The 14891-nt window shown below is 61.3% G+C and carries 13 protein-coding genes; 8 read left to right on the top strand and 5 right to left on the bottom strand.

Features of this window, described 5'->3' with window-relative positions:
* Positions 1-6: 6 nt before the first annotated feature.
* Entirely contained in the window at positions 7-1353 is a 1347-nt protein-coding gene (locus AC07OK_RS15300; protein ID WP_494691112.1) for a sensor histidine kinase, read from the bottom strand.
* Positions 1354-1381: 28 nt separating this feature from the next.
* A complete protein-coding gene (locus AC07OK_RS15295; RefSeq protein WP_494691111.1) occupies positions 1382-2056 on the bottom strand; it encodes a response regulator in 675 nt (224 codons plus the stop codon).
* A gap of 162 nt (positions 2057-2218) precedes the next feature.
* Here AC07OK_RS15295 and AC07OK_RS15290 point away from each other — a divergent pair, with 162 nt between their 5' ends.
* From AC07OK_RS15290 to AC07OK_RS15265, 6 genes are all read left to right on the top strand, one after another.
* Positions 2219-3541, top strand: a complete 1323-nt coding sequence (locus tag AC07OK_RS15290; protein ID WP_494691110.1) for a porin — start codon at positions 2219-2221, stop codon at positions 3539-3541.
* Positions 3542-3640: 99 nt separating this feature from the next.
* Positions 3641-4636 (top strand): ABC transporter substrate-binding protein, encoded by a 996-nt coding sequence (locus tag AC07OK_RS15285; protein WP_494691109.1) that lies wholly within the window; start codon positions 3641-3643, stop codon positions 4634-4636.
* The gene (locus tag AC07OK_RS15280) at positions 4636-5412 is read left to right on the top strand and encodes an ABC transporter ATP-binding protein (protein ID WP_494691108.1); all 777 of its coding nucleotides are present in this window, start codon (positions 4636-4638) and stop codon (positions 5410-5412) included. Before AC07OK_RS15285 ends, AC07OK_RS15280 begins: the two co-directional genes overlap by 1 nt.
* A gap of 18 nt (positions 5413-5430) precedes the next feature.
* Complete coding sequence (locus tag AC07OK_RS15275; protein ID WP_494691107.1) at positions 5431-6300, top strand: ABC transporter permease; 870 nt, start codon at positions 5431-5433, stop codon at positions 6298-6300.
* Between the two features lie 195 nt (positions 6301-6495).
* The gene (locus AC07OK_RS15270; protein WP_494691106.1) at positions 6496-7020 is read left to right on the top strand and encodes a glycine zipper 2TM domain-containing protein; all 525 of its coding nucleotides are present in this window, start codon (positions 6496-6498) and stop codon (positions 7018-7020) included.
* 61 nt (positions 7021-7081) lie between these two features.
* Positions 7082-7450, top strand: a complete 369-nt coding sequence (locus AC07OK_RS15265; RefSeq protein ID WP_494691188.1) for a YXWGXW repeat-containing protein — start codon at positions 7082-7084, stop codon at positions 7448-7450.
* Positions 7451-7594: 144 nt separating this feature from the next.
* Here AC07OK_RS15265 and AC07OK_RS15260 read toward each other — a convergent pair whose 3' ends face one another.
* The 3 genes from AC07OK_RS15260 to AC07OK_RS15250 form a co-directional block, all read right to left on the bottom strand.
* Positions 7595-10330 (bottom strand): AAA domain-containing protein, encoded by a 2736-nt coding sequence (locus tag AC07OK_RS15260; RefSeq protein WP_494691105.1) that lies wholly within the window; start codon positions 10328-10330, stop codon positions 7595-7597.
* Between the two features lie 200 nt (positions 10331-10530).
* Positions 10531-11244, bottom strand: a complete 714-nt coding sequence (locus AC07OK_RS15255) for a LytR/AlgR family response regulator transcription factor (protein ID WP_494691104.1) — start codon at positions 11242-11244, stop codon at positions 10531-10533.
* A complete protein-coding gene (locus AC07OK_RS15250) occupies positions 11244-12326 on the bottom strand; it encodes a sensor histidine kinase (RefSeq protein WP_494691103.1) in 1083 nt (360 codons plus the stop codon). Before AC07OK_RS15250 ends, AC07OK_RS15255 begins: the two co-directional genes overlap by 1 nt.
* 138 nt (positions 12327-12464) lie before the next feature.
* On the opposite strand from AC07OK_RS15250, the gene AC07OK_RS15245 reads away from it, so the two are divergent.
* Together AC07OK_RS15245 and AC07OK_RS15240 are read left to right on the top strand one after the other, a co-directional pair.
* The gene (locus AC07OK_RS15245; RefSeq protein ID WP_494691102.1) at positions 12465-13586 is read left to right on the top strand and encodes a DJ-1/PfpI family protein; all 1122 of its coding nucleotides are present in this window, start codon (positions 12465-12467) and stop codon (positions 13584-13586) included.
* A gap of 45 nt (positions 13587-13631) precedes the next feature.
* Positions 13632-14888 carry an efflux RND transporter periplasmic adaptor subunit gene (locus AC07OK_RS15240; protein ID WP_494691101.1) on the top strand — a complete coding sequence of 419 codons (1257 nt, stop codon included), beginning with the start codon at positions 13632-13634 and terminating at the stop codon, positions 14886-14888.
* The last annotated feature ends 3 nt before the right edge of the window (positions 14889-14891 follow it).

Raw genomic sequence — 14891 nt, 5'->3', positions numbered from 1 at the left:
ACCGGTTCAATCCGCCAGAAAAAACAGGACATCAACCTGCAAGCCCTGGCCGCCCGAAGGCGCCGATAGCGCGATACGCGCGCTCAGGGCGTCACATATTTCCTTAACAATCGCCAGTCCAAGGCCCGAGCTATTCGGGCGCGCCTCGTCGAGCCGGTAGAAGCGCTCGAACACCCTGGCCCGTTCGGCCTCCGGAATGCCCGGACCGTTGTCGACCACGCTGAGCCGGCCCTCGCCGGCGCACCGCGCCAGGGTAATCGTCACCGTGCTGCCAGCGGGTGTATGCTGGATCGCGTTGTCGACCAGATTGGACACCAGCTCCCGCAGCAAGTGGGCCGGCGCCGGCACCATGATGGTCTCGTCGATGCCGTCGATGCCGAGGTCAATTTGCCGCTGCTGGGCGAGTGGCGCCAGCTGGTCGATCGCCTCCACCAGCGGCACCGAGAAGCGGATAGCCGGCGCCCGCTCCCCATGCTGGCGCTTGCGCTCCAGCGCCGCCAGCACCAGCAGTTGATTGATGACACGCGTGCCCTGCTGCACCGACTTCTGGATCGCCGTCAACACCTCCTTCTGCGTCCCCTGCACGCCCGGGCTGCGTTGCGCAAAATTGAGCTGCGACGAAATGATGGCGAACGAGGTCCGCAATTGATGGGCGGTATTGGCCACGAAGCGTTCGTAGGACGACAGCGCATGATCGAGCCGCTCCACATAATCGTTGATCGCATCGGCCAGCGGTTGCAGCTCGGTCGCCTCGTCGCTGGCATCGAGCGTTTCAAGCGAGCCGGGGCTGCGCTGTTGCAGTTTCTGTCCGAAACGTGCCAACGGCTTGAGGGTCCAGCGCAAGGTGATCACCAGTCCGATGATCACGATGGCCAGGATCAGCAGGTGTTCGCGCATGGTCAGCAGGAACAGATCGTGGCGGAAGGCTTCGTGGCCGCGCAGCGTCTGGGCGACCTGGGTGACGGCAAACTCGCCGGCCGGCATGTTCGGCAACGCCAGCGCGTAGGCGATGGTACGGGCTGGCTCACCGCGCATGGTGGTGATGAAAAACTGCTCTTGCTCGATGGCGAGCGGCCCCGGATAGGCCGGCAGTTTGGCGTCGCCGGCAATCAGCTGGCCGCGTTTGCTGCGTACCGAATAAAACACCATGTCCTGGTATTTGCTGGCGAACAGTTCCAGCGCGGCCGGGGGGATGCTGATTTCATAGCCGCCCTCGACCGAGATCAACTGTTCCGCGATGATGCGCGCCGAACCTTTCAGCAATTGCTGTTGCACCAGCGTCGCGATCTGGTCGGTACTGCGGTAGGTGACGATCAGGTCGATGCACGAGATGATGACGGTGGGAAGGAACACCCACAGCCCCAGCCGCCATTTCAGACTGTTAAGCGGCCGTATCATGGGTCAGCATGTAGCCCAGGCCGCGCAAGGTGATGATCTGCGCGCCGGAGCATTCGAGTTTTTTACGCAACCGCAGGATATAGATCTCCAGCGCCTTGGGGGACACGCAATCGTCCAGCGTGCACAGGCTGTCGCACAGCGCTTTCTTCGATACCGTGGAACCCTGCCGGCGCATCAGCATCTCCAGGATCGCATGCTCGCGCGGCGTCGGATTCAGGTCCTGCTCGTCGACGAAGAAGCGTTTGGAATTGCTTTCATAACGTATGGCGCCGCAATGGAGCACCGGGTTAATGCGCCCGCTGGAACGGCGCAACAGCGAGCGCAGCCGCGCCTCCAGCTCCGTGATGTCGAAGGGTTTGGCCAGATAGTCGTCGGCGCCGAGATTGAGGTGTTCAACGATGTCTGGCAAGGAATCCTGCGCGCTGATGATCAGCACCGGGGTCGGATCATCCTTGCGCCGCAATCCCTTCAGCACCACCTGGCCTGGCACCCCAGGCAAGGTCAGGTCCAGCAGGATCGCATCGTACTGCTGCGTCAGCAGCAGCGTGCTCGCTTCTTCGCCGCTGTACGCCTGTTCGACGGCATAGCCCGACTGGTTCAGCAGGCGCTTCAACCAGGACGACAGTTCGCGGTTGTCTTCAACCAGCAGTAATTTCATGGCATTCCCTGTAACAGTGCAGCAGCCTGGCCGGTGTCGTATTTTGGTGCAGCCGGCTTGATTGAAGGCAAATTGAAGGGTTCGCTCTCGTATCTTGAGTGTGTCGCACCGGCAACGAAAAAACGCTTGCCATATTACTCTAAAAACCAGGAGACAGAACCAATGAAGACCAAGCTCATCGCTCTCGCCGTATTAGCCACCCTTGGTGGCGCCGCGCATGCCCAAAGCAGCGCGGAACAATTACAACAAGCGCTGGCGCAAGCCCAACAGGCCGCGGCCGACGCACAAAAGGCGGCCGACCAGGCGCGCAAGGCCCTGGCTGATATCCAGCAAGCCACCGCCAGCGCGCAGCCGCATACCCCGGCCGCCGCCCAGCCTGGCTTCGATACCGACAAGCCCCTGAGCGGCGGCCTGGTGCTGGGCACCAGCAACGATTTCGTCCGCCTGTACGGCTTGATCGACCTGAGCGTGAGCCGCCACACAAACGCCAACAGCAGCGGCGCATCGCTGACCGACATGTCGGTGGCCTGGTTCAGCGGCAACCGCTGGGGCCTGGAAGGCGCCCACGCGCTCAAGACCGCCGACGACCTGAAAGCGATCTTCCGCCTGGAAAGCGAGTATGAGCTGCCGACCGGGAATATGGACTCGCCGGGCACGCTGTTCAACCGCGACGCCTGGATGGGACTGGAAAGCAAATCGCTGGGCAAGCTGACCATAGGCCGCCAAAACACGCTGGCGCGCGAATTCTCCAAGATCTATGGCGACCCTTACGGCTCCAGCAAGGTCACCATGAACGAAGGCGGTTACACCAATAACAACAACTTCAAGCAACTGATCTTCTATTCGGGCAGCGCCACCGGCACCCGTTACGACAAAGGCGTGGTCTGGAAAAAGGAATTCGACAAGATCGTGGTGGGCGTCGGCTACCAGTTCGGCGGCATCCCCGGTGATTTCAACGCGGGCTCGACCAAGTCGCTGGGCGTGGCCTACAACGGTGGCACGGCCAACCTGTCCGCCTTCTACAACACCGCCACCGTGGCCGGCATGACCAACACCAGCTACTCCATCGGCGGCAACTACAAGCTGGGCATCGTGCGCCTGAACGCCGGCTACTTCCACTACACGGCGGACCAGCCTACCGTCATCGGCAACCGCAAGGACAACGCCTACACGGTATCGGCCAAGATCGCACCGAAGGGTGTGTTCGACTACGAGGTCGGCTACCAGGTCATGGACGCCGACAACGCCGCCGTCAACGGCGGCGGCTATGTGCTGAACGCCTATGCCAACGCCAGCAACGCCACCGCCGCCGCCAGCGGCAAGCGCAAGACGGTGTACGGCTCGATGTTCTTCCATTTCGACAGCCGCACCGAACTGTATCTGGCGGCCGACCAGCTCAACACCGATGGCAACTATCGGGCGGCCCAGGCCAACGGCCACAAGTCGCAGTTCGGTATGGCAACCGGCATGCGCTTCCGCTTCTGACGGCTGGCCATCGACGATGACATATGATGCAAGCTCGCCTGCCCGGGCGGGCTTGCAGCCGCATCCCAGATAATTAAAACATAGATAACGGAGACCCCCATGAAATCCCCACTCAGCGCCATCACGGCCGCGCTCTTGCTGGCCGTTGCCGGCGCATCCCACGCGTCCGACAAAATCACCATCATGGTCGGCGGGATAGAAAAACAGATTTACCTGCCGGCCAAGCTGGCGGAACAACTGGGCTATCTGAAGGAGACCGGGCTGGACATCGAATTGCTCAGCGAGCCGGCCGGCGTCAACGCGGAAACGGAAATGCTGTCGGGCGCGGCGCAAGGCGTGATCGGCTTCTACGACCACACGATCGACCTGCAGGCGCGCGGCAAGTCGGTGCAATCGGTGGTGCAGTTCAGCCACGCGCCGGGCGAAGTCATCCTGGTGTCCAAGGCCGCCGCCGGCAGCGTCAGGTCGGCGGCCGACTTCAAGGGCCGGACCCTGGGCGTGACCGGACTTGGTTCGTCCACCAACTTCCTGACGCTGTACCTGGCCGCCAAGTCCGGCATCAAGAGCACCGAATTCACCACCTTGCCGGTGGGTGCCGGCTCGACTTTCATCGCCGCCATGAACCAAGGAAAAATCGACGCCGGCATGACCACCGAGCCGACCATCTCGCGGCTGGTGAACACTGGCGCGGCCAGCATCCTGGTGGACTTGCGCTCGCCGAAAGAAACCGAAAAAGCGCTGGGCGGCACCTACCCCGCCGCCTGCCTGTACATGGAGTCGGCCTGGGTCAACGCCCACAAGCCGCAGGTGCAGAAGCTGGCCAACGCCTTCGTCAAGACCCTGCGCTACATCCGCACCCACAGCGCCAAGGAAATAGCCGACAAGATGCCGGCCGATTACTACGCCTCCGACAAGCAGATGTATATCGCCGCGCTGGAAAGCAGCAAGGCCATGTTTACCGACGACGGCGTGATGCCGGCCAATGGCCCGGCCACGGTGCTGGGCGTGCTGAACGCCTTCGACAAGTCGGTCCAGGGCAAGTCGGTCAACCTGGCCAATACCTACACCACCGAATTCGTGAAGGCCGCGAAATAATGAAGACACCCGCCATAGAGCTGAACAATGTCAGCAGGAAGTTCGTCAGCCCTCAGGGCAAGGTCACACTGGCGCTGCGCGAGTTCAGCCTGACCGTCAACGAAGGCGAGTTCTGTGCCATCGTCGGACCGACCGGTTGCGGCAAATCGACCACATTGGGGATGATCACCGGCCTCAATCCACCCTCGTCGGGCTCGGTCAGGGTATTCGGCCAGCCGGTCACCGGCATCGATCCGAATATCGGCTTCGTATTCCAGGCGGATGCCGTCTTCCCGTGGAAAAACGTGATCGACAATATCGCCATCGGCCCCATCTACCGCGGCATGGACAAGTCGGCCGCGAAGGACAAGGCGGCCGACTGGGTGCGGCGCGTGGGCTTGAGCGGCTTCGAGCACCACTATCCGCACCAGCTGTCGGGCGGCATGCGCAAGCGAGTGGCACTAGCCCAAACCTTTATCAACGAGCCCAAGATCCTGCTGATGGACGAGCCGTTTTCCGCGCTCGACGTGCAGACCCGCGCGCTGATGCAGGACGAGCTGCTGGGCTTGTGGTCGGAGCAGAAGGCATCGGTGGTCTTCGTCACCCACGACATCGAGGAAGCGATCGCGCTGGCCGACCGGGTGGTGGTGCTGAGCAAGGGACCGGGCAGCGTCAAGAGCACTTACGACATTCCGCTGGCGCGCCCGCGCGATGTGGCCGAGGCACGCTATACGCAGCAATTCATCGACCTGTCGAAACAGATCTGGTCGGACCTCAAGGACGAAGTCCAGGTTTAAACCGTACGGAGATTATTTATGCATGCAATGACATCGGCCGACAGCGCCGGCCTGCCGAGCGACGGCAGCGAAGAGCGGGCCGCGGTGGCGCGCGCCGTCAACCATAGGCGCATGGTGCTGTTCCTGCGCGTGGCGCTGGCGGTAGTCACGCTGGGCGCCTGGGAATGCGCGGTGGAGCGGCAGTGGCTGGATCCGTTCTTCTTTTCCCGGCCTTCGGCCATCTACGAACAACTGCTGACCTGGGTCAGCGAAGGCACGGCGCAGGGACCATTGTGGAAAGAACTGCTGGTGACGATGGAAGAGACCGTGCTGGGCTTCCTGATCGGCGGCGTGCTGGGCATCGTATTCGGCATCGCGCTGGGACGCAACAAGCTGATGTCCGACGTGTTGAGCATATACATCAAGGTGGCCAACGCCATCCCCCGTGTGGTGCTGGGCTCGATCTTCATCATCATGTTCGGTCTGGGCATGGGCTCCAAAGTGGCGCTGGCGGTAGTGATGGTGTTCTTCGTCGTGTTTGGCAATGCCTTCCAGGGCGTGCGCGAAGCCGACCGCAATCTGATCGCCAATGCCTACATCCTGGGCGCCAGCAAGCGCCAGGTGACCTTCACCGTGGTATTCCCGTCGGCGCTGAGCTGGATCCTGGCCAGCCTGCATGTCAGCTTCGGCTTTGCCCTGGTTGGCGCGGTGGTCGGCGAATTTCTCGGCGCACGACACGGCATCGGCCTGTTGATCGCCACCGCGCAAGGCACCTTCAATGCGGCCGGCGTATTCGCGGCGATGATCGTGCTGGCCGTGGTTGCGCTGGTGGCGGAATACCTGCTGACCGCGCTGGAGAACCGCTTGCTGAAATGGCGTCCGGTACAGTTCGTCGAGCAAGGCGGCTGATTCAAGCACTCGCCCCCACTCGCACGCAAGCTGCCGACCCGGCCTCCAGGCAATTGGAGGCCGGGTCAACCGTCGCCAGTCCGCCTGCGCTTGTTACACCTGCTTACCCAGGAAACGTCTGCCATACATCCCATTTGCCGGTTCAGCCGTTATTGGCCTATCAGCGCGACATCAGCGCCCTACCGGAGAACGACAATGGAAACCACCGCCACCTCGCATCGCATACACCCACTGATGGCTGCCGCCGCAGTCTCCCTGACCCTGGTCAGTCTGGCCGGCGCCGCCGCAATTACCGGGCTGCTGCCCAATTCACACGGTGCGGCCGTATCCAATCCGACAGCAGACATGACGAACAACGCCAGCGCCCCGCTGGCACAGCAGGCGACGCCTGCCCCCATCGTGCGCGAGGTGGTTCGATACAAGACCATCGTGCACCATGAATACCCGCGTCGCCAGGAAATCGCCTACAACAGCGACCGTGCCCAACCAGCACAAGCCGAACAAGGCCGGGACTATCGACCGGCCCCCGCATATCAGCAGCCCGCTCCGGTCGCACAGAACAGCCCGCTCGGCATAGGCATCGGCGCCCTGCTCGGCGGCTTGGTGGGGAGCCATGTTGGCGGCGGCAATGGCCGCACCCTGGCAGCCATCGCGGGCGCCGTCGGTGGCGGCTACGTGGGCAATGAAATCGCCAAGCACAATCAGCCCCTTGGTCAATAGTAATTTCGACCCGGCTTCAGAACGAGTTCGAGTACCTTCATCAACGAGTGGACATTTGAAAATGACTAAAAAATTATTTTATGCGGCGGCATTTGCCGTCGCGTTGAGCGGCTGTACAACCGTCGTCAAAGAGCGTGTCGCGGTCCACGAGCAAGCCGCCGTTGTGCGCCAAGCCCCGGCGCCCATCCAGGAACTGATTCCGCCGCCACCAGCGTCGGGTTACGCCTGGGTTCAAGGCCACTGGGCATGGCGTGACCATGGCTGGCGATGGCAGGCAGGACATTGGTATCAAGGCTCCGCGCGTCCGATGCCGACTGTAATTGTTGAGCAGATTACGGTCGCGCCCAGCCCCGCACATTACTGGATTCCTGGCCATTGGAGTTGGCGCCACAATGAATGGGAATGGCAGCGCGGCCACTGGGAGCGATAAAGCCTACACATGCGCGGGTGGCGTTGGCCACCGCGACCAGGCCGGCCCATTGCGGCGTCGACAGGCTGGTGCCGCCCACGCTGCCCCAGCGCATCGTGGTGCTGCCGGGCGCGATCATCTGTCGGAGGCGACGGGCCGATTATGTCAGTTAATATTGTCGTGCGCCAATCGTGGCGAGTCGCCCGAGCTACCCATCACCCACTGGTCCAAGAACCGCACTACCCTTTCCTCAATGAAGCTCTCGACTGTTTGCAATCGGAGCAATGGGATACCGCTCTTTCGCAGAATACTGTCTTTCAGCGCGTCCCGCGCCGCCTGCTGCTCCGTATCATGCGACCCGCCATCAACCTCGATCACGCCGAGCGGCGTTTTCCCGACCTTGAAATACACCACAAAATCACAGCTGGCTCGGTTTTTCATAAACGCCTGTTCGGGCGGGGTTAACGTTTCATTGGCCTGCGAGGCCAACTGGGACAAAAAAATCTGAGAGTGGAATGTCATCGCCCGATATGCATCCTGGGCCATCGCCTCGCGCAGAATTTGCGCCACGATCTGCTCTGACATGTAGCGCGAATCCTTCGCGCTCAATCGGCGACGCAATCTTTCAAGCGACTGGTCATATTCCTTGTAGAGCAGATCGAAGGCCGACACAACCGGGGCGCGATGGATCTGTTTTTCCTCAGCGTAGTACTCGATATGGCGCACCAGCGCGGCGATGTGGCCGTTGTTTGTGGTAAAAACATCATCTCCCGTCACCAGGGTAAATTTGCTCTTTGCCCTCGACACCGCCACATTGACCAAATGGGGATCGTCCACGAAATCGAGCTTTCGCTGGCTGTTGTACTTCTTGTCCAGCACCGTTGAAAAGACGATCTCGTCGCACTCCCTGCCCTGGAATTTATGCACCGTGTCTTTGACGAAGCCTGCGGGCAGACGGGTGTGTGAGAGCGCGACTTGTGCATTGTAGGGCGCGATGAATCCTCTGCTGTGCTCACTATCCCAGTCGCTCACACCATCCAAATTGAGGATCTTCTGTACCGAATCTAACTCCCGGAGGTTTGCATTCTTGCGCGTGTGATTTCCCTTGGCGGTTACGATCAGCTTCAACGATTCTTCAGCGGCGTCTTGCGTCATTGGCACAAGCTGGTCGTCATAAAACTGCTGGTTGCAGAACTGGATGATCCTCGGATGACAACGGTAATGCTCCTTCAGCAGCGTCTTCGGCACGGCGCCTTCGAAGACAGCGACGCACGAATCAAGCAGGCTGTATTTCTCGCAATCGTAGAATTCAACCGGCGCCTCGATGTCAACGACCGCGGGAATATGCGGCAACTGTTTGCGGTCGCCGACAATGATCAGGTTCCTGGCGCAACCCAAGGCCAGGATGCCGGGAACAATGTCCTGCTGCGAAGCCTCATCGATAATCACATAGTCGAGCAAGGCACCATGGCCCATCGAGTTGATGATGGAATGCGTGCTGCTGCCGATGATGGGAAAGCGCTTTACAAACGCGTCAAACCGCCAACGATAATTGCGGGCATCGAATTCTTGCTCATCAGGGATGTGCTGATGCAGATGGTGTTTGAGATAGCCCATCGACCACTCGGTCACCTGACTGAGCAGGGTGTCGAAGTGACCTCGTTCCAGTGCCTCCTGATGAGCCGTCAATGCCGCCGCGCGATCCCGTAGCGCTTTGTCGTAATAGTCAAGCTGCAAGGCAAAGATCGCCGCCTTGCGTTTTTCCCAGCTGTCAAAAGGCTTCATCCGCAGGATCTTGAAATTAAACAGGAGCTCGATCCTGTCCTTGATCTTGATGCGACGTTCCGCGAGATAGGCGAGATATGCCATCAAGTCCGAAGACTCTTGTGGCGACAGCCGGTATTTTTCCAGCGACGCCGGCGCCCCGATCAGGTTTTCGCGCTGCCATTGCAGCAGGTAGCGCTGCTCCACCGTCAATTCATCAATCTCGGCCCGCAAGCGCGCCACGGCGACCTGTGCATGAAGCTGCTGCGTCAGCTTTTGCAACGCAGTTTGAATTTCATCCATGGACAGCGGGGGGAGCTCAGGCTCCGCCGGCACCTTGGGCAGAGCATTGAAGAAGCTGGTCCGGTTCTGCTCACTGCCCAACCTGGCGATCAGGTAGTCCAGCCCGGCCGCGCCAAGTTTCTCGTAGACGTTTTCTACCGCAGCGTTGTTGTTGGACAGAATAGCGACGGTGCCTTGGCGCAGCAGGACATTGGCGACGATATTCAATATTGTCTGCGTTTTCCCGGTACCTGGCGGCCCCTCGATCAAGCTGATTTGCGACGAAAACGCTTGCTCAACCGCCTGCAACTGGCTTTCATTGATGCCAAATGGGTAAATGAAATCGCCGCCAGATTCACGCAGCGCGCTCTGTGCCGTACAGTAGGCTTGCAGCGCTGTATCTTCATGCGAGAGCACCTTTTCAAGCTGGCGCAATACGTTCTCGGCGATCGGTCGGTTCTGCGCACTCGCATGCTCTACCCTGGCCTGAGCAACTGCGGCGAAATAGCGAAATACCGCCCCATCCTTGATCGCCGTTTCGGCACTGAAGACAAGATCGTCTGGGTGCACGATTTTGATTGTTGCGCCTTCTCGGTACTGAACCGCGGCAAACCGTCCACCGTAGATCCACACGTCCTCCACCGCATTGAACAGCGTACCGCCTTTGCTCGACAGCAGCCCTCCAGGCACCATGACGGTAGGTTCAACTCGACAAGTACTCAATGGACTATGAAAGGATTTACCAGAGGGAAAGATACAAGTCAGCATCAACTCACCCTGTTTGGATCCCCACCATATTTTCCAGTCGCTGATTTGCCTGGTCTTGTCTACGCCATTCACCCAGATTGAAACCATATTTTCCTTACAAAAAACGGCCACAGCATATTACTCCGGCAGCCGCATGTCATTCCTCTTCAGTACGGTTCAAACTGAAGACCCGCTTTGCGTAGCTGGACAGGAAGTCTGCTTCGGCCCGGCGAGCAGCGTGAGCGCATGAGCGCCAATTTTCATGATAGCACCGTCGGGCCGTCCATCGATGGCTCGCCCCACCCTCGTTAGGCCAGCCGATCCATCACAGGTTTACGGTATCGCCGGCTCATGCGCAGGCGCCGCGTGCTCTCAAGGACGATTTCATATTCGCCGTCCGGGCACAGTTCCAGCGCACGGACGCGGTCGAGATTGACGATGGCCGAGCGGTGTATCCGGCAGAAGCCAAACGGCGCCAACAGCACCTCCAGTTCGGCCAGGCTGCGGCGCAACATATGAGCGCGCTCGCCGGCATGCAGCGTCGAATAATAATCGCTCGCCTCGATCCAGTCGACGTCCGCGTACTTGACCACGTCGAGCACGTTGCCATTCCGGACCATGAACCGCTGGCTGGCGCCGGGAATCCGGATACGTTCCTTGACCCGCTCCAGCACGCGCTGGAAGCGTTGGTCGTCGAATGGCTTCATCAAGTAGTCGAGCGCACCCACCTCGAAAGCGCGCAAGGCGAATTGGTGGTGGGCGGTGACGAAGACGATGGCAAACGGCAGAACCGGTCCCAGGCGATCCAGCATTTCGAAGCCGTCGCATTCGGGCATTTCCACGTCCAGGAACACCAGGTCCGGCTTGCACGCCGCAATCGCGGCCATGGCGTCCTCGGCGGAACCGCATTGGCCAACCAGCTGTATCCCGGCGTCACGCGCCAACAGCGCGGCGATATTGCTGCGCGCGAGCGGTTCGTCATCGACAATCAGGGCGCGCAGCGCATTGGAGTTTTGGTCCATCAATCCTCACGGTATGGCAGTGTAATGGTGGCCAGCACGCCAAGGTCGTCCCGGTTCTCGAGCACGAACGTCTGCGCGCCGCCGTACAGGGCGGCCAGGCGTTGGCGGGTATTGGCCAAGCCCACGCCGGCTCCAAACTCCGGTGGCAGAAGTGGACCATCGTTATAGACGGTCAGGGTCAGGACCGGGCCCGTGCGCGCCGCACCGATACGCAGCGCACCACCCTTGGTGCGCTTGCCGATGCCGTGCTTGATGGCGTTTTCCACCAGCGGTTGCAGGATGAAGTCAGGCACCTGGGCCGCCAGCAACTGCTCGGGGATGTCGATATCGTAGCGCATGCGCTCAGCGAATCGCATCTGCTGCAGCGCCAGGTACTTGCGCAGGAATGCAAGCTCGTCTTCCAGCGCAACGTATTGACGGTCGGAGTGGTCGGTCACCCGCCGCAACAGGTCACCGAGCGCCGCGATCATCGCGATCGCATCGTTGCCCCGCTGCTCACGTATCAGCCCGGTGACCGCGTTGAGGCAGTTGAACACGAAATGCGGCTCCAGCTGGAGTTTGAGCGTGGCCAGCTGCGCCTGCGCCAGCACTTCCGCCATGCGCGCGCTCGCGGCCTGCTGCTGCGCCAGGCGATTGTGGGTCTCAAGCGTCAGGTTCAGCGCAACGATAGCGCCATACAGAATCCCTCCGACGACGAGCATGCCATAGAATTTCGGATACCAGAGCACCGAAAACGCGGTCGGACCGGCGGGATTGGCCAAAGGGTTGGTCAGGTGCTCAAGCAGCGAGGCCCACGTGGCCCAGGCCAGGCTGATGACGCCGCAGGTCATGGCATGCGCCAACCACGGCAGCGCCGACCTGGACGGCAGGCGCCAGCGTTGCAGCAAGAGGAGCACGGCGGGCGTGAACACCGGCCACACGGCCCAGGTCGCCGCAGTCACAACAAACAGCGTGATCCACAGGTGGTGCATGCCCATCGCCCGCATGCTGATCACCGTTTGGGTCGCATCGACCAGGGCGACGGCCAGCCAGACCACGGCAATCTGCATCCATAGTTTGCTTATAAATTTTGCGCTCTTCATGGCCGCCATCATAAGCGAACCGGGGGGGGGCGCTGGATGGGTTTGCAGCCAATCCACGCCAGACTGCAGCCAAGCGCCTCGCGCGGGCGTGCCGGCGATGGGACACTGGACGCCTCTCAACCAAGCGCAAGGACTACCATGAACCACCTTCCAATGGCCAGCATGATGACGATGGCAGCGCTGGCGCTGTGTGGCGCGATGACGCCTGCCGGCGCGGCCGACATGGCCGCGCAGAAAAAACCGGTCTACGTCTGCCAGATGGCCAGCCACGCCCACATGGCCGGCCAACCGGTCGCCGAGTATGACAAGCCGGGGATCTGCCCCACCGACGGCATGGAATTGATCGACAAATCCCAGCGCCTGCGCGTGGCCGTGTTGATCTTCAACGGTGTGCAGGACATCGACTATTCCGGCCCGATGGAAGTGTTCGGCCAATCCGGCGCCACCATCTTTACGGTTGCCGGCAACACCAACAGCGTACAGTCGGCCTGGGGCTTGAAGATGACGCCCGATTACGACATCGAGCACGCGCCACAGGCCGACATCGTGGTCGTCCCCGGCGGCGACGTGAGCAGCGTCATCCGCAATCCCAAGGCACTCGACTGGATACGCGCGCGCGCCATCGACAGCCGCGCCGTGCTGTCGGTTTGCACCGGCGCCTTCATCATGGGCAAGGCCGGCCTGCTCGATGGGCAATCGGCGACCACGATCGTCGGCGCGACCGAACAACTGGCGGCGATGTTCCCAAGGGCGAAAGTGGTCAGCGACCGGCGCTATGTCGACAACGGCAAGATCGTCACCACCGGCGGCCTGTCCTCGGGCATCGATGGCGCCCTGCACATGGTTTACCGCGAGCTGGGGCCCTTGCGCGCCGAAAGCGTCGCCCGTGGCATGGAATACGAGTGGCGCGAGGAAGGCAAGCTCGCCTTTGGCCAGCTGGCAGCCTATCAAATGCCCGACGTGGCCGAGTTCGTGCCCAGGGGCGCAATGTGGGAACGCCTGATCGACACCGGCGATGTCAGCCAATGGGAGGTGGGCGGACGTATCGAACTGGCAGCAGGCCCCTCGGATTTCCTCGATCAGAGCGCGATCAAGATGCGCGCGGCCGGTTGGCGCGACCTGCCCGCCGCCGGCAAGCTCGGCCGCGGCTTCAGCAAGAGCAGCAAAGGCAAGACCTGGCAGGTGGCCATGGCAATCCAAAACGCCGACGGGCCGGCCGTTTATAAGCTGACTATCAAGATCAAGCAGGTCGGCGCGTAGAAAGGCCCGTGAAGATTCAGCGCATGCGGCGCGCGGTGCCGCCGCATGAATGCGCTAGAATACCAGCTGTTTTTAACGATGCAAGGCGCTTGCTTGCCAGACCCTGTGACCAATGAAAAAAATGGCGCTCGCCGCCCTGCTCCTGCCAGCGCGCTCTGGCCCCGACGCCTGACGGCCGGCGCGCTCGTGCTGGCGCTGCACGCCGGCGGCGTGCTGGCGCAAGTGCCGCAACAGCCGAAGGTGCCGCCATCGGCGGCCACGACGGAGCTGCCACCCGCGCCCGCAGAGACCGTGACGGCGCAGCGCGGTGACCTGCAACAAACGGTCGACGCCTCCGGAAAATTGCAATTCCATCAGTTCGCGGACGTGGACATCCCTGTGGCCGGCCAGATAAAAGAGGTCCTGTTTGCCGTCGGCGACACGGTGCAAAAAGGCAAGGTCGTGATGGAAATATCCCCTGCGATCCAGGCCAACCAGATCGCAAGCAATCGCACCCAAATGGCGCGCCTGCAGGCCGAGCTGGCAGACCAGCAGGCGCAGACGGACTTTGCCGAACTACAGTTCAAGCGCCAGACCCAACTCAAGGCACAAAATGCCACCCGCGAAGAAAGCTTTGAATCGAGCCGCATGAGTCTGTCTTCGGCCCGCGCCCGACTGGGCTCCATCAACGCGCAGATCCAGCAACTCGAAGCGACACTGAAATCCGACGAGGAGAGCCGCCAGCATACCCAGGTCCTGGCGCCGATTTCCGGAACCGTCGTCGCCGTGAATGCGCGCCCCGGACAAACGGCGAGCGCCGGGCAGGCGGCCGTGCCCTTGATGCGCATCGCCGATCTTTCACAATTGACGGTGCGGGCACGCGTGGCGGAAATCGACGTGACGCGTCTGCGACGCGGCATGACGGCCAACTTCAAAACGCCCGGCTATCCGGGCCGCACCTGGTCGGGCAAGCTGCGACAGGTCATTCCCGTGCCGGCCGAGGACTCGGGCGAACCGGGCAAGCAGACTTTTTACAACGTCCTCTTCGAGGTCAACAATCCGGAACTGGAGCTGATGAGTGGCATGACAACCCAGGTGCAATTTATCGTCGCGCAGGCCAAGGATGCGGTGCTGTTGCCGGTCAACTTGCTGGGCAAGAGCGACGCGAGGGGATGGTATGAGGTCCAGGTGTTGAACGCCAACCGGCAGGTCGAGGCGCGCCAGCTGAAAATTGGCGTGCGCAATCAGCAACAGGCACAAGTGCTGTCGGGCCTGGAAGTGGGCGAGCAATTGCTGGTCGATCCAGCCGCGGCGCCGCGCTGATGG

It is taken from the genome of Duganella sp. GW821-FHT07G03, from assembly GCF_059418605.1.
Note: the sequence above shows the minus strand (reverse complement) of the source record. Positions and strands in the feature narration are given on the sequence as shown.

Coding starts and splice junctions, on each gene's coding strand:
- AC07OK_RS15295 (WP_494691111.1), bottom strand. CDS start 2,056: ATGAAATTACTGCTGGTTGAAGACAACCGCGAACTGTCGTCCTGGTTG.
- AC07OK_RS15290 (WP_494691110.1), top strand. CDS start 2,219: ATGAAGACCAAGCTCATCGCTCTCGCCGTATTAGCCACCCTTGGTGGC.
- AC07OK_RS15285 (WP_494691109.1), top strand. CDS start 3,641: ATGAAATCCCCACTCAGCGCCATCACGGCCGCGCTCTTGCTGGCCGTT.
- AC07OK_RS15280 (WP_494691108.1), top strand. CDS start 4,636: ATGAAGACACCCGCCATAGAGCTGAACAATGTCAGCAGGAAGTTCGTC.
- AC07OK_RS15275 (WP_494691107.1), top strand. CDS start 5,431: ATGCATGCAATGACATCGGCCGACAGCGCCGGCCTGCCGAGCGACGGC.
- AC07OK_RS15270 (WP_494691106.1), top strand. CDS start 6,496: ATGGAAACCACCGCCACCTCGCATCGCATACACCCACTGATGGCTGCC.
- AC07OK_RS15265 (WP_494691188.1), top strand. CDS start 7,082: ATGACTAAAAAATTATTTTATGCGGCGGCATTTGCCGTCGCGTTGAGC.
- AC07OK_RS15260 (WP_494691105.1), bottom strand. CDS start 10,330: ATGGTTTCAATCTGGGTGAATGGCGTAGACAAGACCAGGCAAATCAGC.
- AC07OK_RS15255 (WP_494691104.1), bottom strand. CDS start 11,244: ATGGACCAAAACTCCAATGCGCTGCGCGCCCTGATTGTCGATGACGAA.
- AC07OK_RS15250 (WP_494691103.1), bottom strand. CDS start 12,326: ATGAAGAGCGCAAAATTTATAAGCAAACTATGGATGCAGATTGCCGTG.
- AC07OK_RS15245 (WP_494691102.1), top strand. CDS start 12,465: ATGAACCACCTTCCAATGGCCAGCATGATGACGATGGCAGCGCTGGCG.
- AC07OK_RS15240 (WP_494691101.1), top strand. CDS start 13,632: ATGAATGCGCTAGAATACCAGCTGTTTTTAACGATGCAAGGCGCTTGC.